Annotated in this window: 15 protein-coding genes; 5 read left to right on the top strand and 10 right to left on the bottom strand. The window is 74.3% G+C overall.

The window, feature by feature from the left end:
- Positions 1-93 precede the first annotated feature (93 nt).
- From WMF34_RS38940 to WMF34_RS38925, 4 genes are all read right to left on the bottom strand, one after another.
- Positions 94-1,668 carry a hypothetical protein gene (locus tag WMF34_RS38940; protein ID WP_437990960.1) on the bottom strand — a complete coding sequence of 525 codons (1,575 nt, stop codon included), beginning with the start codon at positions 1,666-1,668 and terminating at the stop codon, positions 94-96.
- Entirely contained in the window at positions 1,626-2,009 is a 384-nt protein-coding gene (locus WMF34_RS38935) for a hypothetical protein (RefSeq protein ID WP_012240257.1), read from the bottom strand. The genes WMF34_RS38940 and WMF34_RS38935 overlap by 43 nt, the downstream gene beginning before the upstream one ends.
- Positions 2,009-4,474 carry an Hsp70 family protein gene (locus WMF34_RS38930; protein ID WP_437990959.1) on the bottom strand — a complete coding sequence of 822 codons (2,466 nt, stop codon included), beginning with the start codon at positions 4,472-4,474 and terminating at the stop codon, positions 2,009-2,011. The genes WMF34_RS38935 and WMF34_RS38930 overlap by 1 nt, the downstream gene beginning before the upstream one ends.
- Positions 4,475-4,650: 176 nt before the next feature.
- On the bottom strand, positions 4,651-5,808 hold the full coding sequence (locus WMF34_RS38925; protein WP_437990958.1) for a CAP domain-containing protein: 1,158 nt from the start codon (positions 5,806-5,808) through the stop codon (positions 4,651-4,653).
- Positions 5,809-5,913: 105 nt separating this feature from the next.
- Between WMF34_RS38925 and WMF34_RS38920 the strand changes: the two genes are divergently transcribed.
- From WMF34_RS38920 to WMF34_RS38910, 3 genes are all read left to right on the top strand, one after another.
- Positions 5,914-7,386, top strand: a complete 1,473-nt coding sequence (locus tag WMF34_RS38920; protein ID WP_012240254.1) for an MlaD family protein — start codon at positions 5,914-5,916, stop codon at positions 7,384-7,386.
- Positions 7,387-7,496: 110 nt separating this feature from the next.
- Positions 7,497-9,122, top strand: a complete 1,626-nt coding sequence (locus tag WMF34_RS38915; protein WP_437990957.1) for a multiheme c-type cytochrome — start codon at positions 7,497-7,499, stop codon at positions 9,120-9,122.
- A gap of 105 nt (positions 9,123-9,227) precedes the next feature.
- Positions 9,228-10,145, top strand: a complete 918-nt coding sequence (locus WMF34_RS38910) for an alpha/beta fold hydrolase (protein WP_437990956.1) — start codon at positions 9,228-9,230, stop codon at positions 10,143-10,145.
- Between the two features lie 188 nt (positions 10,146-10,333).
- On the opposite strand, the gene WMF34_RS38905 is transcribed toward WMF34_RS38910, so the two are convergent.
- From WMF34_RS38905 to WMF34_RS38895, 3 genes are all read right to left on the bottom strand, one after another.
- The gene (locus WMF34_RS38905) at positions 10,334-12,322 is read right to left on the bottom strand and encodes a hypothetical protein (protein ID WP_437990955.1); all 1,989 of its coding nucleotides are present in this window, start codon (positions 12,320-12,322) and stop codon (positions 10,334-10,336) included.
- 137 nt (positions 12,323-12,459) lie between these two features.
- The gene (locus WMF34_RS38900; protein ID WP_012240250.1) at positions 12,460-13,065 is read right to left on the bottom strand and encodes a hypothetical protein; all 606 of its coding nucleotides are present in this window, start codon (positions 13,063-13,065) and stop codon (positions 12,460-12,462) included.
- Positions 13,066-13,138: 73 nt separating this feature from the next.
- Positions 13,139-14,767, bottom strand: a complete 1,629-nt coding sequence (locus WMF34_RS38895) for an AMP-binding protein (RefSeq protein ID WP_437990954.1) — start codon at positions 14,765-14,767, stop codon at positions 13,139-13,141.
- Between the two features lie 62 nt (positions 14,768-14,829).
- On the opposite strand from WMF34_RS38895, the gene WMF34_RS38890 reads away from it, so the two are divergent.
- Together WMF34_RS38890 and WMF34_RS38885 are read left to right on the top strand one after the other, a co-directional pair.
- Positions 14,830-15,609 carry an ExbD/TolR family protein gene (locus tag WMF34_RS38890; protein ID WP_012240248.1) on the top strand — a complete coding sequence of 260 codons (780 nt, stop codon included), beginning with the start codon at positions 14,830-14,832 and terminating at the stop codon, positions 15,607-15,609.
- Positions 15,610-16,155: 546 nt separating this feature from the next.
- A complete protein-coding gene (locus tag WMF34_RS38885; RefSeq protein WP_437990953.1) occupies positions 16,156-17,511 on the top strand; it encodes a hypothetical protein in 1,356 nt (451 codons plus the stop codon).
- Between the two features lie 3 nt (positions 17,512-17,514).
- On the opposite strand, the gene WMF34_RS38880 is transcribed toward WMF34_RS38885, so the two are convergent.
- Genes WMF34_RS38880 through trxB form a run of 3 tightly spaced genes read right to left on the bottom strand, consistent with a single transcriptional unit; the run spans position 17,515 to position 20,162 of the window.
- Positions 17,515-18,087, bottom strand: a complete 573-nt coding sequence (locus tag WMF34_RS38880) for a DUF2085 domain-containing protein (protein ID WP_437990952.1) — start codon at positions 18,085-18,087, stop codon at positions 17,515-17,517.
- A gap of 1 nt (position 18,088) precedes the next feature.
- Positions 18,089-19,192, bottom strand: a complete 1,104-nt coding sequence (locus WMF34_RS38875; protein WP_437990951.1) for a uracil-DNA glycosylase family protein — start codon at positions 19,190-19,192, stop codon at positions 18,089-18,091.
- 10 nt (positions 19,193-19,202) lie between these two features.
- Positions 19,203-20,162, bottom strand: coding sequence for a thioredoxin-disulfide reductase (trxB, locus tag WMF34_RS38870; RefSeq protein ID WP_437545928.1), 960 nt, complete (start codon positions 20,160-20,162; stop codon positions 19,203-19,205).
- Positions 20,163-20,215: the final 53 nt, after the last annotated feature.

The following is a 20,215-nucleotide window of genomic DNA, read 5'->3' as shown; positions in this document are numbered from 1 at the left end:
GCCCGTCTCCTGTGCGGGTGACCGCCGCTCTAGCGGGGGCGCGCGTGTCAGGGCCGGCTGAGCGCCGCTCTAGATCCGGCTCTCCGCCCCGCGTCAGACCCCGCACTCGACGTTGCCGCGCTGGAGCGCCGTGAGGCGCGAGTCGCCGAGCGCCTCGGCCTCGGCGAGGAGCCAGCGGAACATCGCGTTCGCGATCACCCGCTCCTTGCGCGTGTTGAACAGCCAGACGGCCGCGTGGCACACGTCGGCGTGCAGCTTGGGGAACGCGAGGCGGCGGAACTCCACGCCGACGAGCACCGCCGCGGTTTCGTACTGCGCGCGCAGCGACGTCCACTCGCGCCACTCCGAGAGCGCCGGGAGCTCGCGCCGCTCGTCGACGCGGCGGCGCAGGGCGTCGCACGCGATCTCCACCTCGGACAGGAGCTCGTCGCGGAGGCGCCGGCGCGTGCGGCCGATGGTCGCGCCGAGGTCGTCCCACGCCGCGCGCGGCACGCGCGCCGCGCGCAGCGTCGCGGCGAGGTCCTCCTCGACCGCGCGCGCCAGCGGGCCGAGCGCCGCCTGCGCCCCCGAGGCCCCGAGCGACGCCGCCCGCTCGCGGAGCTCGGCCTGCGCGCGCTCGTCGTCGAGCGCCGCGTCCCACGCGCCGCCGAGCCGCCTGAGGTCGTCGCCCGAGACCTGGCCCCGGGGCCGGAGCAGCAGCGCGGCGTGGAGCAGCACCGCCCGGCTCCACAGATCGCCCTCGGCGACCTTCGCGGCGCAAGGCTCGGGCGCCTCCGGCTCCGGGCGCGGCACGCCCGCGCCCGCTGCCAGGGCCCGGCGCACGAGCGGGAGCGTGGCGCGGCGGCGGGGCGCGATGAGCCATCGCAGCCAGAGCCCGAGCGCCCCCGGCGCGGGCGCCTCGCCGACGAGCCGCGCGGCGACGGCGCCGAGCAACCACATCGCCCGGCCGCCGCTCACACACGCGTATCCGCTCACGGCCCCCCAATCGCCGCGGGAGGCCGCCTCGGCTGCGAGCCAGCCCACGGCGATGCGGCGGGCCTCGTCGGGGCAGGCGCGCTCGTCCAGGCCGGCGACGCTGTCGAAGAGCGCCCGCGCGCCCTCCACGTCGCCGCGGTACGCGGCGAGCATCGCGCCCGCGGCGATCCCCGCGCCGCGCAGCGGAGCGGCGCTCGCCGAGGACGGCGCGGGCGCCGCGCCGGTGCGCTCGATCCGCTCGCTGACCCAGGCCTCCACCGCGGCGTCCGGCTTCCGCGCGCGGCAGAGCGCCCACGCGGCCGCGAGCGCCGCGCCGCCGCGCCGGTCGGCGCGAAAGGCCCCGTCCGACAGCGACGCGACGAAGTACGCGGCGCGCGGCAGCCCGAGCGGGATGAGCGCGAGGCGAGCGAAGGACCACGGCGCCATGAGCAGCGCGAGCGGCGCGAGCGGCACCGCGCACCAGAGCTGACCCCCGGCGAGCGCGAGCGCGAGGAGGATCGCGATCGGCATGAAGACGAACAGCACGACGACGTTCCAGAGGCCCACGCCGAGCATCTGAGGGCGCGGCGCAGCCCCGGGCGAGGCCTTCCGCGCGGCCGCCTCGATGATCACCCGCACGACGATGGCGAGCACCAGGAGGCCGCCCCAGCTCATCTCGCCCTCCAGCCGAGCGCGGACAGCGCCTCGGGCCACGGCGCCCGCGGATCCTCCCCGGGCGGCTCCGGCGGCGGCAGCTCGCCGAGGTCGTCGTCGAGATCGTCCTTCGGCGGCGGCCTCGGGTCGAGCCGCGCCCAGACCTCGTGCGCCAGGCGGCGCTCCGGGTCCCGCAGCGCCGCCATCGCCTGCCGCACCTTGTCGGCCGTCCGCGCGCCGGGGCCGACCGGCGTCGGGTACGTCGCGGCGCTCGCCAGCTTGAGCTCGAGCATCCCGAGCAGCTTCTGCCCCTCGCGCTCGATCTCCGCGCGGCTCGCGCTCGGGCGCAGGCCGAGCACGTAGAACGGGTTGTCGCGGATGCGGCCGAGCGCGTCGTCCATCACCGCACCCCTGACTCGTGGCCGAGCCTGCGCTTCTGCGCGTCGACCGGCAAGAGGCGCCAGAGCTCCTCGGTGATCGTCCTGAGCGCCGCCGTGTCGCCGCGCTCCGCCGCGCCGCGCCCGTCGCGCACGAGCCGCTGCGCGCGGACCAGATCCGAGGCCTGGTGCGCCTCGGAGGCGGCGTCCTCGAACATCCACACCCACGCCTTCGGGTGGCGCTGGAACGCCGCGCTGCTCAGGTTGCGGACGAGGCGGAGCTGCCGCTGCAGCTCGACCTGGTTCTTCTCGGCGCGCGCCCGCGCCACGCCCTGCGCGGCCTCCTCGAGGAGCGCCTTCTCGGTGCTCGATCCGAGCTGCGAGATCCACGTCGACGCGCTCGCGACGGCGGCCTGCGCCTCGGCGTCGAGCTCCGGCCAGCGCTTGTCGGCCTCGGCCTGCTCGAGCAGGACGTCGAGATCGAGCAGCGCGCGCCGCGCCTTCTGCCCCGCGTCGGCGTCGCCGCCGCGCGCCGCGGCGGCGTCGCGCTCCACCTCGGCGAGCGCGCACTCCACGTAGGTGACCTTGCCGAGCGCGTGCGGCGCGTCGCTGCGCAGGGCGGCCCCGCGCACCGCCACGAGCCGCTCGCGCATGGCGGCGATCGAGGCGTCGAGCACCTCCGGCGCCGCCTCGGGGACGAGGAGGTGCGCGACGCGCTCGAACACGAGCCCCTGCGACGGGATCAGCGCGCGCGCCGAGAGGTGCCCGCCCCGATCGAGCTCGAGCGTCAGCTCGATCGCCGAGCCCGCGGGCAGGGTCGCGGTGAGCCCGCTCCCGTCGATCTCGAGCGTCCCGACCACGCGGCAGAGGTGGGCGACGTCGAGCTCGCCCTGCACGACGGGGATCTTCAGAACGCACGCGCCGGAGCCCTTCGGGACGCTCTCCACGCTGTGGTGCACGAACGTCCGCCGGGCCGGCAGCGGCGCGCCCCGCTCGAAGTAGACGCGCACGGAGTTGTCCGCGAGCGCGACCCCGATCGTGCGCGACAGCGGCGGATCGCCGATCGTGAGCCCCTGGACGATCGTGATCGCCTGCGGGTGCACCGGCACCCGCGCGCCGCCGGCCGCGCTCGCCTCGATGTTGAACACGTTCGGCCGGCGCGGCAGCAGGTCGACGGTCACCACGAACGCCCCCTCGGCGTCGAGCGGCGCCTCGGCGCTCGTCCACCCGTCGCCCTCGCGCGCGAGCCGGATCCGCTCGGGCGCGGCCCCTGGCCCCTCCATGACGCGGCCGACCACGTGGGGCGTGAGATCGCTCGACATGGCCGGGTACTGGAGCCACAGCCGGCGCCCCTCCTCCTTGGGCCGCGCGCTCGAGGAGGAGGCCCGCGCGTCGAGCCCCGCCGTCGCCGCGTAGATCGCGGCCCCCTGCGCGACGAGCGTCATCGGATCGAGCCCCTCGCCGAAGGGCGCCCCGAGCGCGCCCCGGATGCGCTCGCGCAGCGCCGGCATCACCGTCGGCCCGCCCACGAGCACGACGCGCGCGAGCTGCGACGCGTCGAGCCCGTGCGCCGCGAGCAGCCGGCGGCAGACCTCGACCGAGCGGTCGATGATCGGCGCGCAGAGCGCGTCGAGCGTGGACCTCTGCAGGACCAGGTCGACGTCGACCGGCGCGCCGTCCACCTCGAACGCCGCGGGCACCGCGAGCGCCGCCTCGTCGGCGCGGGTGAGCTCGATCTTGATCTCCTCGACCGCGAGCTTGAGCTTGCGGAGCGCGGCGGCGTGCCGCGGGTCGGCGCGGCTCACGGTGACGCCCTGGGTGCGCGCGATCTCGGCGAGCGCCCAGTCGACGATCGCCCAGTCGAAATCGCGCCCGCCGAGGAAGTTGTCGCCGTCGTGCCCGACGACGCGCAGCAGCCCGTCGCGCGTCTCGAGCAGGGAGACGTCGAACGTCCCGCCGCCGAGATCGTAGACGAGCCAGCTGCCCGTCGACTCCTCGACCGTCCAGCCGGCGGCCAGCGCCGACGCCACCGGCTCCTGGATCAGCTCGACGCGCTCGAACCCCGCGCGCCGCGCCGCCTCCGACGTCGCCGCGCTCTGGGGCAGCTCGAAGAGCGCGGGCACGGAGATCACCGCCGAGGCCGGCAGGACCCCGAGGTGCTCCGCGACGTCGGCGCGCAGGGAGCGCAGCACCTCGGCGGCGAGCTCCTCGGGCTTCTTCGCGACCTTCGCCGCCGCGAACTCGATCGGCTGGGCCGTGCCCATCAGCCGCTTGAACTCCGCGCGGGTGTTCTGCGGATCGCCCTCGAGGAACCGGCGCGCCCGCGCGCCGACCGTGACCGTCCCGCGCGCGTCGATCCGCACCACGCTCGGGGTGAGCGTCGCGCCCTGGGAGTTCCTGACGAGGGTGACCTTCTCGCCGTCGAAGGCGGCCGCGGTCGAGTTCGTGGTGCCGAGGTCGATGCCGACGTAAAGCGGGCGTGCAGCCATCGCTCGCAAGGATACACGCGCGGCACGGCAGCCGCCCGGCGAGGCATGGAACACGCACGGCGAAGCCGCTGGCGCGCGGCTGGCGCGCGGCTGGCGCCCGCCCGCCCGCCGCAAGGCGCGTCCGCCCTCGGGGTACGGGAACCGCGTACGTCAGCGCAGCGCCGCGGCGCCCGCGGTCACCCTGCGAGCAGCTGCGTCACCCAGACCCGGCCGGTCGGGTCGCGCACGACCGCCACGCCGGTCCTCCGGTAGCGCCGGTCGAGCAGGTTGCCCCGGTGCGACGGGCTCGCCCAGATCGCGCGGTGCGCGCCCTCGGTCGTGCCCGAGCTGGCCACGTTCTCCCCCGCGATCGTCGCCTCGTACCCGGCCGCCCTGAGGCGCGCCGCCGGATCGCCCGAGCCCACGTCGTGGCCCACCATCTTCGCCTTGATCATCTCCTCGGAGTGCGCCCGCGCCAGCGCGGCGAGCGCCGCGTCGCGCGCGAGCGCGGGCAGGCGCTCCGACGCCCGCGCGGCGTTCATCATCCGCAGCATCGCGTCCTCGTCGCCCTGCGCCCCCTTCGCGGCCTCCTCGCCCGGCGCCGCCGCGCGGACGAACCGGCCCGGCGGAGCGCTCCCCGCGAAGATCATCGCCTCCAGCACGGGCCTCGGCCCGGTCGACACCGTGGCCAGCACCTGCACGAGCCAGCTCCCCGGCTGATCGACCGCGAAGCTCGAGCGGAGCCGCGCGCCCGACAGGGAGCTCAGCACCGTCTTGGGCGCGCCCCGCGGCCCCAGCAGCACCACCTTCGCCGCGGTCGCCGGGACCCGCATCGTCCCTTCGAGGGTCACCCATTGCCCTACCCGCGCGGTCGTCGGCAGCGGCGACAGATCCGCGAGCGCGTCCACCCCGATCGCGGACACGATGACCGTCCCGTCCGGCTTCTTCGCCTGGGCCACCCCACATCGCCGCACCCCGAGGGTGGTCCACCCCGAGAGCCAGCCGTCGATCCGCGCCCCGATCTCCGCCGGCCCGAGCCCTCGGCCGGAGATCGACCATCCCCTCGGCCAGGCGTGCGGCGCGCCGGCGGCGCGCAGCGTGAACGAAAGCTCGTCGGGCGGCATGATCTCCCCGCCCTGGAGCTGCCGCTCGACGTTGCGTTGGGCGACGGCGGCGAGCGCCGCGTCCGCGCTGCCGCAGCGCGCCGCGAGCGCGGCGATCTCCGGCGAGACCGCCTTGGGGGGTTGTGGCGAGCGCGTCGTCGCCTCCCACGTGAGCGCCGGCGGCTCCGCGGCCGCCGCGCCCGCGGAGGCGAGCGCCGCGCCGAGCACCCCGCTGGCCCACCATGACCGCATTCGACTCGGCTAGCAGGTTTCCCGCCCCGGCGCTCGTTCCCCTGCGCCGCCGCGAAAGCCGCGCGGTCCCGCGGGCGGCTCGTGCTACCGTGGCCGTCGCGCAGCATGGCTGAGGTCTCCAAGGCCGCGAAGGTCGGCGTGATGACGATCGTGCTCGCGGGCGCGGCCTACGGCGGGTACCGCTTCGTCTCGCGCGACGTCGGCGGCGGGAACGGCTACCGCGTCTGGGCCACGCTGCCCGACGCGATCGGCGTATCGCCGCAGTCGCGGGTGATGATCTCGGGCATCCAGGTCGGCGTCGTCGACAAGATCTCGCTCTACAACGGCCAGGCGCGCATCGACATCAAGATGAGCCCCGATGTCCCGCTCTACGAGGACGCGGCCATCGGCAAGCGCGCGACGAGCCTCATCGGCGAGTCGTTCGTCGTGCTCTCGCCCGGCACCGAGGGCAAGCCGCGCATCCCCGACGAGGGGAGGGTCCTCTATTACATCGACGAGCCGACGATCCAGTCGATGCAGGGGCAGGTCTCCGAGATCCTGAAGGACGTCAAGACCGTCACCGAGACGCTGAGGAACACCGTCGGCTCCGAGGGCGGGCAGGAGCGGCTCGCGCAGATCCTCGAGAACCTCGCCGAGGTCACCGAGCAGATGAACGCGACCGTGCGCGAGAACCGCGCGGGCGTCACCGAGACCATCAACAACATCAACCAGATCACGGGCGACTCGGGCCCGCGCCTGCGGGAGATCCTGCGCAACGTCGAGCAGGTGAGCCGCGACATCCGCATGATGACGGCCGCGGCCGAGGTGCCCGGCCGGAACGGGCAGCCCGGGGAGCTCCGGAGCGCCGCGGAGCGCGTGGGCCGCGCGACCGAGAGCCTCGAGTCGGCGCTGAAGCACGTCGACAGCGTCGCCGCGCGCGTCGACCGCGGGGAGGGGACGCTCGGCCGCATCACCCGGGACGAGACGCTGATCAACGAGGTCGAGACGGTCGTCGAGAACGTCGGCGAGCTCGTCGGCGGCCTCAGCCGGTTCCAGACGGTGGTCGGGCTGCGGACCGATTACAACTTCCTGGCGAACACCATCAAGAGCTACGTCGAGCTCAGGCTCCAGCCGACGGAGGACAAGTACTACGTCGTCGAGCTGGTGAACGACCCGCGCGGCAAGACGGACTTCCAGCAGATCGACGTCGACACGACCAACCCGAACGAGCCCGCGCACTACCGCGAGGTCCGCACGATCACGACGAACGCCTTCCGGTTCTCGTTCCAGTTCGCGAAGCGGCTCGGCCCCTTCACGGGCCGGTTCGGCATCAAGGAGTCGACGGGCGGCCTCGGCCTCGATCTCCACCTGCTCGACGACAGGTTCGAGCTCCGCCAGGACCTCTTCGGCTTCGGCGAGGAGCTGTCGCCGCGCTGGCGCGTCGCGCTCGCGTACGAGTTCATCCGGAAGCTGTGGCTGCTCGGCGGGATGGACGACATCCTGAACGGCGATCGCCGGGATTACTTCATCGGCCTGCAGCTCCGGTTCAACGACGCGGACCTGAAGACGGTCCTGCCCTTCGCGCCGTCGAGCTTCTGAGCGCGCCCCCGCCCTCTCGGCGCGGCCCCGGCGGTGCGCCCGGGCCCCTGTGCTATAGCGCGAGCATGAAGCGCTCGCTTCTTCGCGGAGTGCGTCGCGGATACGCGCTCTTGATCCCCTTCGTCGCGATCTCCGCGGCGGCCTTCGCTTCGGCCTGTCAGGGGTGCAAGCTCCCCGCGACGGCCGCCGTGAGCGCGGACGCGGACGTGGACGCGAACGCGAGCAAGCCGACGGTGCGGCTCTACGTGCTCAGCACCGTCGCTGGCGCGCTGGAGCCGTGCGGCTGCACGAAGGATCAGCTGGGAGGCATCGACCACCTCGCCGCCTTGATCGAGGCCCAGCGCGGCGAGGCCCCGGATCGGCTCGTGGTCGGCGCGGGGCCGATGCTCTTCACGGACCCCGAGGTGAAGCCGGAGCGCTCCTCGCAGGACGCGTGGAAGGCCGAGGCGATGGCGCTGGCGGCGAAGGAGATCGGGCTGACGGCGTGGGCGCCTGGCGAGAACGACTGGGCGCTCGGCGCGGAGGCGCTCGGCAAGTACCAGGAGCAGTCCGGGGCGGCGCTGCTCGGCAAGAACCTCGAGGGCGCGAAGGGCGTCCAGGGCGTCGTCGTGCGCGACGTCTCCGGCGTGAAGGTGGGCCTCATCGGCGTGAGCGACCCGAAGGGCCGCGCCGGCGCCTACCCCGAGGGCGTCAAGGCCGGCCCGGCGATCGACGCGATGAAGGCGGGCGTCGAGGAGGCGAAGAAGCAGGGCGCGAGCGTCTTCGTGGGGCTTGCGGCGCTGCCCAGGGGCGAGGCGCTGCGGCTCGCGGACAGCGTGCCGGAGCTGCACGTGCTGGTGCTCGGCAAGCCGAGCGAGCGCGGCGACGGCAACGACGGCCCGAAGCCGCCGGAGATCATCGGGTCGACGCTGGTCGTGGAGACGCCGAACCACCTCCAGTCGGTGGCGGTCGTGGACCTCTTCGTTCGAGGCGGCGGCAGCGGCCCGCTCGTGTTCGCCGACGCGGGCGGCGTCGCGAAGGCCGGGGAGCTCATCAGCCTGTCGGAGCGCATCCGGGAGCTCGAGATCCGCCTCAACGGCTGGGAGGGCGACAAGCGGGTGTCGGCGAAGGACGTCGAGGCGCGGAAGGCGGATCTCGAGAAGCTCCGGGCCGAGAAGGCGCGGCTCGAGGCGGCGGAGACGAAGGTGACCGGCAGCTTCTTCCGCTACAGCTCGGTCGAGGTGCGCGAGAAGCTCGGGGCCGACAAGGACGTCGCCGGGCAGCTCCTCGCCTATTACAAGCGGGTCAACGACCACAACAAGCAGGCCTTCGCGGATCGCGTCCCCGAGAAGCCGGCGAAGGGCGAGGCCAGCTACATCGGCATCGACGCCTGCACGAACTGCCACGACGAGGAGCGCAAGGTCTTCGACGGCACCGCGCACGCGCGGGCCTACGCCACGCTGGAGCAGGATTTCAAGGAGTTCAACCTGGACTGCGTGAGCTGTCACGTGACTGGGTACGGCAAGCCGGGCGGCTCCACGGTGACGCACAACGCGTCGCTGCAGAACGTGCAGTGCGAGGAGTGCCACGGCCCCGGCTCGCTTCACGCGAAGGATCCCGAGAAGAAGGGGCTCATCGTGCTGTCGCCCCCGCCCCAGAGCTGCGTCACGCAGTGCCACCACCCGCCGCACGTGGAGGGCTTCGATCCCATGGCCAAGATGCAGCTCATCCTCGGGCCCGGGCACGGCAGGGACTGAAGGAGGGGGCGCGGCGGCGGCCCTCTCTCGCTGGTTCTTCTGGTTCTGGGCTGCTTCTGGGCTGGGCATTCCCGCGCCGTTTCGATCGCGCTACGGAATGCGCCTGTGACGAACGTCCACGCCGTCGTCTCCCGCCTGGGCCCGGTCGAGAGCGCGATCCTTGCGGAGCTCACCGCGGGCGCGCCGCCGTTCGCTGTGCATCGCCGCGCCGCGCTGAGCTCGACGCTCCGCTACCTGGAGGGCGGCGGCGGCTCGCCGGTGGTCCTGCTGCACGGCCGTGGGAACGCCGCGACGACGTGGTTCCCGCTGCTCCCCGAGCTCGCGCGGCGCCACCGCGTCGTCGCGGTGGATCTCCCCGGCTTCGGCCACGCGTCGTCTCCGCCCTTCGAGGGCGGGGGCTTCGAGGAAGGCCTCCGCTTCTTCGCCGATCCCGTGGAGGAGCTCCTCCTCGAGCTGGATCTCGGCGGCGCCGCCCTCGTCGGCCACTCCCTGGGCGGGCTGGTCGCGGCGGAGATCGCGCTCCGCAAGCGCGCGCGCCCGCGGAAGCTCGTGCTCATCGGCGCGATGGGGGTCGGTCCCGTCATGACCGCGTGGAGCCGCGCCTATTTCCGCGCCCCGCCGGAGCGCCTGGTGCGGGTGCTCGGCCCCGCGCTCTTCCGGCGCCTCCGTCCGCCGCGGCCCACCCCGCTCGGCGAGCGTCTGGCCGCCTTGCACGGCGAGTTTTACGCCGTGCCGGACGGCCGGGTCGCGCCCGTCGCCGCGTTCAACGCGCTGTTCCCCGCCCTCGGCGCCGTGCCCCATCGCCTCCCGCGGCTCGGCGAGATCGACGCGGAGACGCTGGTGCTCTGGGGCGAGCGCGACGACGTGTTCCCGGCGCCGATCGGCATCGCCGCGGCCGCGGCGATCCCCCGCGCCACGCTGCACATGGTGCCGCTCGGGCACGCGCCCCACCTGGAGGAGCCGGCGCTCGTCCTCCCGGCGCTCACCGCCTTCCTCTCGGCCGGAGCAGCTCCCTCCCTGTAGTCCTCATGCGACGGCACGACATCGCCGTGCCGTTCAGGAGGGGAGGATCGTGGTCCGGGATGGGAGGATCGCGGTCCGGGATGGGAGGATCGTGGTCCGGGAGGGGAGGATCGCGGTCCGGGATGGGAGGATCGTGGTCCGGGATGGGAGGATCGTGGTCCGGGATGGGAGGATCGCCGTCGAGGGCCTCAGTGCACGCCGCCGACGAGCCACGCCTGCGCCGGGACGAGCACCTCTTCGGGCGAGCCTCCGCCCTGCGACGCCGGGCCGGTCGCGCTGCCGTCTCCCATCGGCGTCATGCGGAACCCGTGGTCGCCGAACACGAGCAGCAGCGTCCGCGGCGGCAGGCTGGCCATGAACCGCGCGATCACGTCGGCGACCTCCTCCGCGATGGCCTCGATCCGCTCGGCGAACGGCGGCCCAGCGGCGCGCAGGCGCGCCTCCACGAGGTCGAGCTTCATCAGCTCGCGCGACCCGACCCGCTCGCGCCGCAGCGTCGCCACCGCGCGCCCGCGGGCGATGGCGGGCTCCGCCTCGCTCGGTGGCATCGTCTCGCGGAGCCCGTCCGGCCCTCGGGCGAGCAGCGAGAGCTGCGCGGTCGTCGTCGGCGGCAGCGCCGCCCAGAGGAGCGATCGCTCCACCAGGATGGCCCGATCCACAAGGATCTCCTTCAGGTGCGCGGCGACCCGCTCGCCGAGATCGAAGCGCATCGCGTCCACGAGCAGGAGCTTCACCCCGCGGGCCCCGTTGAGCCGGGCGATGCGGGCGGCGATGTCCGGCGCATCGAACACCATGGGCGGCCGCTTGCCGGTCACGCGCAGCGCCGAGAACGCCTCCCGGTAGCTGTGCTCGAAGCTGCTCCTCCAGCTGTCGACGACGCCGCGCACGGCAGCGTCCGTCTCGCCGGCGAGCGTCGCGCCGAGCAGCGGCGTGTAGTGGGTCGCGAACAGCTGCTCGATGACCCGGACCGGCTTCGGGCCGCGGGCGTTGTCGAGCTCGACGGCGAGCGCGCGCCACTCCGCCGCGCTGAGGACCCGGTCGCGCGGCGCCTTCCGCTCCTGCCGCGCCTGCGGGGGCGCGTCGGCGTCCGCGTGGGCTCCGTCGGCGTTGGGCGCGCTCGGCGCGCTCGGCGCGGCCTCGTGCGCCCCTCGCGGCGGCCGGAGCGTCATCGCTGCGCCGCGCTCCTCGTGCGGCGCGCCCGGCTCGGCGGCCGGCGCGCTCGGCTCGGCGCTGGCGGGCGCCATCGCGGCCGTCTCGTCCGTGGCCGGCGGCGTGCTCGCGCCCGGCGCCCGCGCCGCGACGGCGCTTCTCGCGGCGACGGCCGCCGGCGCGTCCGCGCGGCGGATCCTCGAGGAGCGGGGGGGCAGCACGCCGCGCAGCCGCCCGTCCGTCCGCCCTTCGGCGGAGGCGGGCGACGCCGGCGCTCCGTGCGCTTCGGGGGCCGTCGGCCTGGCCTCGAGCGCCTCGTCCGGGGCTGTCGGTCCGGCCTGGAGCGCCTCGTTCACGGCTGTCGGCCCCGCCGGGAGCGCCTCGACCGGGGCTCTCGCTCCGGCGCCCGGCTGCGCCGGCCCGGCGGGGCGCTCCTCCCCGCGCGCCGCGAGGCTCCGCGCCTGCCCGCGCGGGGACATGGAGGAGACGGCGCCGTACCCGTCGCGCGTGCTCCTCTCGACGAGGTCCGCGAGGGGCACCGGCGCGAGCACCTGCGCGGACCTGTCGTCTTCGTCGAAGACGAGGGCGACGGGCGCCTCGCGCGCCGCGCCGAGCCAGGCGAGGAGCGTCGCGCTGTCGTCCGGGTGGAGCGCGCGCGGCGAGGCCGAGCGCCCGCCCGCGAGGCGCGGAAGGGCGACGGCGAGGCCCGCGGCGCCGAGCGCCCTGGCCCGGAAGATCTGGTCGGCGATCACCACCTCGAGCGGCGCGCCTGCCTGGACCCGCGGCGGCAGCGCGCCGCGCAGGGCCAGCGCGAGCTCGACGGCCTCCTCGATCGTCGCGCGGAGCTGCCCGTCCGGCGCCGCCGGGGCGCTCGCCCAGAGGAAGCGCTGCGACCTGAGCTCGCGCTCGGAGTCGGCGCCCTGCTCGCTCGGGGCGAAGCGGGCCGTGCCGCACGGGGGCGCAGGGGGGGACGTCGGTCGGCCCTCCTCGGAGGCGGAGTCGAGGCGGGAGACAGGATCGAGGCGCATCGCGCGGGACCCTCGCAGAGCTCGCGGAAATGGGCCAAGTTTCGGCGAGCGGGCCAGTGCGCGCGACCGAAGGCCGCGCCGGCCGCAGCATCCGAGGGCCTCTCGCGAGGCCGCCGCGGGTCTCGGGTGGGGGCCGCCTAGCGGGACTCGCGCGCGGTCTCGGCCATGAGGGCGAGCAGGGAGCAGGCGATGGCGAACCGGGCGTCGATTCGCCCCTGGTTCATCGACAGGTCGAGCGTGAACTCCTTCACGAACCACCGGAACACCTGCTTCACCTTCGCGACCTCCTGCTGGTGGAGCTCGATGTGCCACTTCCCGATGAGGAGCGGGAACATGCGGCGGAGCAGCGCGGCGCCGTCCTCCTGCATCAGCCCGACCGGCTGATCCCCGGGGTCGAGGATGTCCCAGGTGTCGCGGACGATCGATTTGAGCCCGCGCGAGCGGATGGTGCCGACGCGCTCGCCGGTGCGTGCGTCGAGGACGTCGAGGCACCGGTTGAGGGCGATGACCTGCCGCGAGCGGATCGTGAGCAGCGGCTGCGACTCCGACTCGTCCGCGAAGAGGGTGAACTCCTCACGCAGCTTGAGCAGCGGGTGCTTGACGAAGCAGACGAGGGAGCCGTCGGGCGCATAGACGTGGAACTTGCGGCCGAGCAGCGACCAGAAAGGCCGCTTGATCGTGTACGTGGGGTGCGAGAACGGTTGAACCGCGAGGCCGCCGTACGCGGCTTGGGCTTGGACCATGGGGCTGGCAGGCTGCATTGGCGTCGAGTAGGCCGGAGCCGAGCGCGTCGGTCAAGCAGCGACGACCGCGCGTCTACCGCGTGAGAGGACCGCGCTCCTCCACGGCAATGCCCGCTGCGATGGTCTTCACGAGCTCTGGTTTGACGACCTTGCCCATCGCGTTGCGCGGCAGGGCCCGCACGACGATCGACTCGCGTGGCACCTTGTAGGGCGCGAGGCGCTCCTTCGCCCAGGCGCGGAGCGGTCCGGTGGCGCACTCCGCCTCTCGCCCGGGCGCGGCGACGACGACCGCGACGACGCGCTCTCCCCACGCCTCGTCAGGGACGCCGATCACCGCGACCTCGGCGATCGCGCCGTGCTCCCGCAGCGCCTCTTCGATCTCGAGGGCGGACAGCTTGTATCCGCCGCTCTTGAGGATATCGACCGAGGTCCGCCCGAGGAGCCGGAAGCGCCCGTCGCTGGAGCGCTCCGCGACGTCGCCGGTGCGGAACCAGCCGTCCTGGAAGGCCGCGGCGGTGGCGTCCTCGCGCCCGAGGTACCCCTTGAAGACGCTGGGCCCGCGGATCCAGAGCTCGCCTCGCGCGACCGCGGCGTCGCCCGGCGCTGGCGGGTCGGCCGCCGGCCGTTCCCCCGGCGGTCGTTCACCCGCCGCCCACGCGTTGCCCGCGTCGTCCGTGATGCGGGCCTCGACGGTCGGCAGCGGGAAGCCGACCCAGCCTGCCCGCCGCGCGCCTGGATCGAGCGGGTTGCTCATGCCGACGCCGATCTCGGTCATCCCGAAGCGCTCGAGCGGGATCGTGCCGGTGAGGTCGCGCCAGCGCTCGGCGAGCGTCACCGGCAGCGCCGCGGAGCCGCTCGTCGCGAGCCGCAGGGCCTGCGCCCCCGCGGCGAAGCCGGGCGCGCCGCCCCGGTCGACGTGCTCGAACAGCCGCTGGTACATGGTCGGCACCGCCATGAACGACGTCACCGAGCGGCGCGCGATCTCGGCGGCGACGCGCTGGGCGTCGAAGCGCGGCAGCATCCTGGTCGCGCTGCCCGCGAGCAGCGACGTCATGAGCGCGATGACGACGCCGTGGAGGTGGTGCAGCGGCAGCGCGTGCAGCAAGAGGTCATGATCCGAGAAGCCCCAGGCCGCGCGCAGGAGCTCCGCCTGCACGGCCAGGTTGCGGTGCGTGAGCAGCGCCCCCTTCGGCTTGCCGGTCGTGCCGCTCGTGTAGAGCAGGAGCGCCGGATCGCCCGCTGCGATGTCGGAGATCTCCGCGTCTCGCCCGGGTGCGGCGCGCTCGAGATCCTCCACGCGGAGCACGGCGCGGCCCTGCGCGATCGGGGCGGCCACGGCGGCGAGCTCGCCGTCGGTGACGATCCGCCGCACGCCGGCGTCGCTCGCGAGCCACTCGAGCTCTGCCGGCGGATAGAGCGCCGACAGCGGCAGCACGATCCCCCCGGCGAGGAGCGTGCCGAGGAAGGCCGAGACCCACGCCGCGCCGGGCGACACGAGGAGCAGGATGCGCTCCCCCTCGAGGGAGCTCGGGCGCTCGGCCTCACCCGCGCCGCGCCGCGAGCCGCCGGCGAGCAGCGCGCCGCGGACGCGGAGGGCTCGCTCCAGGAGCGCCGCGAAGGTGGTCTGCCCCCGCTCGTCCTCGACCGCGGTTCGGGCGGACGAGCCGAGCTGCGCGAGCCGTTCGACGAGCGGAGAAGCCATCGCGCGAACTCTCGCACAGCGGAGGTGCGCGGAGCCAGGCCGGTTGGTTACACTGCCGCGTCATGAGAGCTTCCTGCCTCCTTGTCAGCGCCTCGCCGCGCCTCGCGCTCGCCGCCGGCCTGCTCCTGGCCGCGGCGGCGTGCGAGAGCGCGCCGAAGCCCTCCGAGCCTGGCGCGGCCGCCACGGTGGCCCCGAGCGTCGAGGCGCCCGTCGCGCCGCCGAAGCCGAAGGGCATGCCCGAGCTGCTCGTCGACTCCATGGGCCCCTACATCGGCGGCCAGCGCGTGGATCTGGCGCAGAAGGAGGGGCCCGAGAAGCTGACGAAGGTGATCCGCGAGCTGCCGATCGAGGGCAAGCCCGTGACGCTGCTGGCCGACAAGAGGGCGAAGCCGAGCGCCGTCGCCGCCGTCGTGACCGAGCTCGGCGCGGCCGGCGCGCCGAAGGTCGTCATCAAGACCGACGGGCGAGACGACCTCCCGAAGGAGATCACGGTGGTCCCCGAGGGGCGCGCGTCGAAGCCGCCCCCCTGCGCCGTCAGCACGATGGTGCTGAAGGACCTCGCGACGGCGATCTGGCCGTTCGGCGGCGGCATGGGCAAGAAGCAGCGCAAGGGGCTCGCCGGCCCGGATCTGTCGAACACCGGCGAGCAGCTCACGAAGGACATCGCCGCGTGCAGCGCGACGGTGGCCTTCTTCTCGGCGGACGACGAGGTGCCCTGGGAGATGGCGCACAACCTGGCGGGCACGGTCATGGCTTCCGACGCGAAGAAGAAGCTCGACACGCTCGTCCTGCTCCGCGCTGCCCCGGTCGCGGGGCGGCCGGTGCAGCTCGGTGGAGGCTGACGTGCGCGGCGCCGGGGGGCTCCATCACCTGGATCGCCGTGCCTTCAGGGCGGACCGGCCGCAGGGGGCAGCGGGTGCGCTCGGTGCGCATTTTTGCGGAGGGGCTGTCGAACGCGGTGGGGCGAGATCGCGTGTGTGCTCGTTCGAGCGCGGGTAGGGTTGGCTGGGGTGACCGCGGCACGATCCGGCACACTCGATGGCGCTGCGAAGGCACGGAAATGCACGGGCGAGCGCTCGCCGTTGGGGTCGGCCTGGATCATGAATAGGGCGAGTCGCCGGTCCCCTGCGCCATCGGGGGCGTGACAATCACGGGAGGATGGTTCGGACATGTCGAAGCGACTTCTTGGATCGGCCCGCGCGAACAGGGGCCGAAGTCTCCGTCCCCGGGCCTCCCAGCCGCGGGCGTCGGCGGCGCCTGAGGGGCCGGCCGTCGCGACCAGGGACTCCGCGAGGCCGGTCGCGAGCGGCTCGGACGTCGTCGCCGAGGTAGCCGAGTGTTCCGCCGCTCCCGCGCTGGCGGCCAGCGCCGCGGACGACGTTCCCGCTGTGTCGCCGGCTCTCGAGGCGCCCGCCGCGCCGATCGTCGCGGAGGTGGCCGCGGCTGCGCCGGTCGCTGCGGCTGCGCCGGTGGCCGCGGCTGCGCCGGTCGTTGCGGCTGCGCCGGTGGCCGCGGCTGCGCCGGTCGTTGCGGCTGCGCCGGTGGCCGCGGCTGCGCCGGTCGCTGCGGCTGCACCGGTGGCCGCGGCTGCGCCGGTCGCTGCGGCTGCGCCGGTGGCCGCGGCTGCGCCGGTCGTTGCGGCTGCGCCGGTCGTTGCGGCTGCGCCGGTGGCCGCGGCTGCGCCGGTGGCCGCGGCTGCGCCGGTGGCTGCGCTCGCGCCGGCGTCCGAGGCGTTCGCCGCGCAGCGCGCCGTTCCAGGCGACACGGACGGCGCGGACCCTGACAAGGCGCTGGAGCACGACCCGTTGATCATGGCTCCACAAGCCGGCGCCCCGAGCCAGCCGGGTGCCCTTGCGTCCCCGCCCGATGAGCTGGCGTCCGACGAGGATGCGCTCGATCTGATAGACCCTTCCTCGCCCACGGCAGCGTTCTTTCGGCGCGAGGAGGAGGAGTCGTTCCCGCCGCTCGCCGAGGTGGCCAGCGGCCCCGACGATCACGCTGACGAGCGCCTCGTCGTGGTTCATCAGCTGTCGCCCGAGACCCTCGCCCGGCGGGCGCGCCTTCGTCGGATCGTCGCGGCGGTCGCGGGGCTCGCCGGGGTGATCTCCGTGGCGGTCGTCACCAAGGCGGTGTTCTCGAGCAAGCCGTCCTCACCGGCGCCGGTCGCGATGGCCGCGCCGGCTCCGAAGCCAGCGCCCGTCGAGACGAAGCTCCTGGCCGCGGCGGGCGCTCCCTCTCCGGCACGGGCGAAGACGCCTGCGCAAACCGAGTCGGCGCTGACGGAGTCCTCTGCAAAAGGGGCCGGCGCCGTTCCCGATCCGGTGAAGGCGGCGGCCGACGCGGAGAAGGCCGACGCGGAGAAGGCTGCGGCGGAGAAGGCTGACGCGGAGAAGGCCGCTGCGGAGAAGGCTGACGCGGAAAAGGCCGCTGCGGAGAAGGCTGATGCGGCGGAGAAGGCTGACGCGGAAAAGGCCGCGGCGCCGGCGGCCAGCGCGGAGGACGCGGGCAAGCTGAAGAAGGAGGCGCTGAGCTTCCTCAACCGCGGCAGGTACAAGGACGCGATCGAGGCATCTCGCGCGGCCATCGCGGCCGATCCGAGCGACGCGCTCCCCTATCTCTATCTGGGCTCGGCGCTCCAGGACACGGGCAAGTGGAAGGACGGCCTCGCCGCGTACAGCGATTGCGTTCGCAACGCCACGAAGGGCCCCGTCCACGAGTGCAGGGCCATGGGCGGCCGCAAGTAGCGCCTAGAGCGGGCGGCGAGCGATCTGCGCGAGGAACGCCGCGGCCGCGGCATAACCGAAGGCAACGCCCGTGGCGAGGCGGCTCGCATGCCAGACGGGGCGCAGCCCGAGGTCCTGGGTCGCCACGTCGACCGCCATCAGCGCGGCGAGGGCGATGAGGATCGGGCGCCACGCCGCCATCGCCAGGCGAGGGCGCGCGATCGCGGCGCCCGCCGCGATCCCGGCGAAGATGCCAGCGCAGCGACTGCAGAGCGGCATGACGACGCCGTCGAGCGCGATGGATCGCTCGGGCATCCGGTGGCACATCGGCGCGAAGACACGATCGAGCGCTGCGCCGAGCTCTCCGAGCGGCGCGCGGCTCCGCGCGAGGGGGAGGCACCAGGGCAGGGCGCCGAGGAGGACCAGCGCGCAGCGCACGATCGACAGCAGCGAGGGCCGCTCGGCCGGGCTCGATTCGCCGGGCGCGTGCGGCTCGGCGCCTGCGCCGACAGCGGCGAGCGCCTGCGGCTCCGCGCCTGCGCGGACGGCGGGTACCTGAGCCGCTGGCTGCCCGCGCCCGGAAGCGCACGCGGCCACCTCAGCCTCTGTCGGGCGCGCTCTTGCCGAGGTGGCGCATCACCTCTTTCAGGTCGCTCCAGACCTCGCGCTTCGCGCTCGGCTGGCGCAGCAGGTAGGCCGGGTGGAACGTGGGCATGATCGGGATCGAGCCCTTGTAGAGCTTCCACGTGCCACGGAGCTTCGTGATCCCCTCGCTCGTGCCGATCAGCCCCTGCACCGCGGTGGCGCCGAGCGCCACGATCACCTTCGGCTTGATCAGCGCGAGCTGAGCCGTGAGGTACGGGCTGCAGGCCGCCATCTCGGCCGGCTCTGGCTTCCGGTTCTTCGGCGGCCGGCACTTCACGATGTTGCAGATGTAGACCTCGTCGCGGTGGTACCCCATCGCCGCGATCATCTTGTCGAGCAGCTGCCCGGCCGCGCCGACGAACGGCTGCCCCTGCAGGTCCTCTTCCGCCCCTGGCCCCTCGCCGACGAACACCACCTCGGAGCTCGGGTCGCCGCGCGAGAACACGGTGTGGGTGCGGCCCTCGTGGAGCGGACACTTCTGGCAGGTGCGGACCTCCTCCGCGAGGAGCGAGAGCCGCGCCGCGCGCTCCTCCTTCGTGTCCGGCAGCGTTGCGCTCGCGCGTGCAGCCGTATCCGCGCGATGTGCCGGTGCGGCGCCCACGGCAGGCCGGGGCGACGGCTCGGGACCTCGCTGCGCCTGCGCCGGCGACCAGGCCCCCTGCGACTCGAGGCCGCCGCGCTGCTCCGGCCGCGGGGAGGCGCCTGCAGCGCCACCGCGCTGCTCCGGATGCGGCAGGGAGGCGCTCGCGGCGGCTTCGCGCTGCTCCGGAGGCGGCAGCGGGGCGCCCGCGGCGCCACCGCGCGGCGGCGGCGGCGAGAACGCCGCGCCGCTGCCCCCTCGCGCCACCGGCGGCGACGGCGCATCCTGCCCGGAGAAGCCGCGCTCCGGCCGCCGAGGCGCCGGCGTAGCGCCGTCCGAAGAAGCCGCGCCCAGCGCCTCGTGGAGCGCTGCTGGGTGGCCCGGCATTCCGTCCGCGCCGGTCATTGCGTGCCATTCCAGGAACGCCCGGACCGAGGCGGTCAGATCGGCGAGCTCTTCGCGCAGCGCTTCGACCATGGTCGTCCTCTCAGTGGCCGCCCTGCTGCGCGAGCCAGCGCTCCGCGTCGAGGGCCGCCATGCAGCCCGTGCCAGCGGCCGTGACGGCCTGGCGGTAGTTCCAGTCCTGCACGTCGCCCGCGGCGAAGACGCCCGGGATGTTGGTGCGCGTCGAGCCCGGCACCGTCTTCAGGTAGCCGTTCGGGTGCGTGTCGAGCTGCCCGACGAAGAGATCGGTCATCGGCGTGTGGCCGATCGCGACGAACATCGCCGCTGCCGGCACGAGGTGGCTGTCGCCCGTCTTCGTGCTCTTCACGCGGACGCCCGTCACCATGTCGGCCTTCACGTCGAGCACCTCCTCCACCACGTGGCTGTAGAGGATCTTGATCTTCGGGTTCTCGACCACGCGCTGGATCATCGCCTTCGACGCCCGGAACTCGTCGCGGCGGTGCACCAGCGTGACGCTGCTGCAGAGCCCGGACAGGTAGGTGGCCTCCTCCATCGCCGTGTCACCGCCGCCGACGACCACGACGTCCTGGCCGCGGAAGAGCGCGCCGTCGCAGACCGCGCAGGCGCTGACGCCCTTGTTCTTGAGCTTGTCCTCGCTCTCGAGGCCGAGGTAGTTGGCGCGCGCGCCCGTCGCGATCACCACCGCCTTCGCCAGGTAGAGCGTGTCCTCCACCCACACCTTGAAGGGGTGGCCCGTCAGCTCGACCTTGGTCACGTCCGCCGTCACGATCTCCGTGCCCTGATGGGCGGCCTGATCGCGAAAGCGCTGCATCAGCTCCTGGCCGGTGATCTTCTCGGGGAAGCCGGGGTAGTTCTCGACGTCGGTCGTGAACATGAGCTGGCCCCCCGGGATCAGGCCGCCGGCGCTGAAGCCCTCGATGAGGAGCGGCTTCAGGTTGGCGCGCGCCGCGTAGATGGCGGCGGTGAGCCCGGCGGGGCCGGAGCCGATGATGACCAGGTTGCGGACGTTCGATTCACTCATGGTGGAGGCATCTTATAGGCGCGACCGCCTTCCGCGTCGACCGCCCCGGCGGT

The organism is Sorangium sp. So ce145 (genome assembly GCF_051525985.1).
GTDB lineage: Bacteria > Myxococcota_A > Polyangia > Polyangiales > Polyangiaceae > Sorangium > Sorangium cellulosum_B.
The sequence above is the reverse complement of the archived record's forward strand: the minus strand, read 5'-3'. Positions and strand labels throughout refer to the sequence as shown.

Excerpts from the sequence above, each read along its gene's own strand:
- WMF34_RS38935 (WP_012240257.1), bottom strand. The coding sequence starts at position 2,009 with ATGGACGACGCGCTCGGCCGCATCCGCGACAACCCGTTCTACGTGCTC.
- WMF34_RS38930 (WP_437990959.1), bottom strand. The coding sequence starts at position 4,474 with ATGGCTGCACGCCCGCTTTACGTCGGCATCGACCTCGGCACCACGAAC.
- WMF34_RS38925 (WP_437990958.1), bottom strand. The coding sequence starts at position 5,808 with ATGCGGTCATGGTGGGCCAGCGGGGTGCTCGGCGCGGCGCTCGCCTCC.
- WMF34_RS38920 (WP_012240254.1), top strand. The coding sequence starts at position 5,914 with ATGGCTGAGGTCTCCAAGGCCGCGAAGGTCGGCGTGATGACGATCGTG.
- WMF34_RS38905 (WP_437990955.1), bottom strand. The coding sequence starts at position 12,322 with ATGCGCCTCGATCCTGTCTCCCGCCTCGACTCCGCCTCCGAGGAGGGC.
- WMF34_RS38900 (WP_012240250.1), bottom strand. The coding sequence starts at position 13,065 with ATGGTCCAAGCCCAAGCCGCGTACGGCGGCCTCGCGGTTCAACCGTTC.
- WMF34_RS38895 (WP_437990954.1), bottom strand. The coding sequence starts at position 14,767 with ATGGCTTCTCCGCTCGTCGAACGGCTCGCGCAGCTCGGCTCGTCCGCC.
- WMF34_RS38890 (WP_012240248.1), top strand. The coding sequence starts at position 14,830 with ATGAGAGCTTCCTGCCTCCTTGTCAGCGCCTCGCCGCGCCTCGCGCTC.
- WMF34_RS38875 (WP_437990951.1), bottom strand. The coding sequence starts at position 19,192 with ATGGTCGAAGCGCTGCGCGAAGAGCTCGCCGATCTGACCGCCTCGGTC.
- trxB (WP_437545928.1), bottom strand. The coding sequence starts at position 20,162 with ATGAGTGAATCGAACGTCCGCAACCTGGTCATCATCGGCTCCGGCCCC.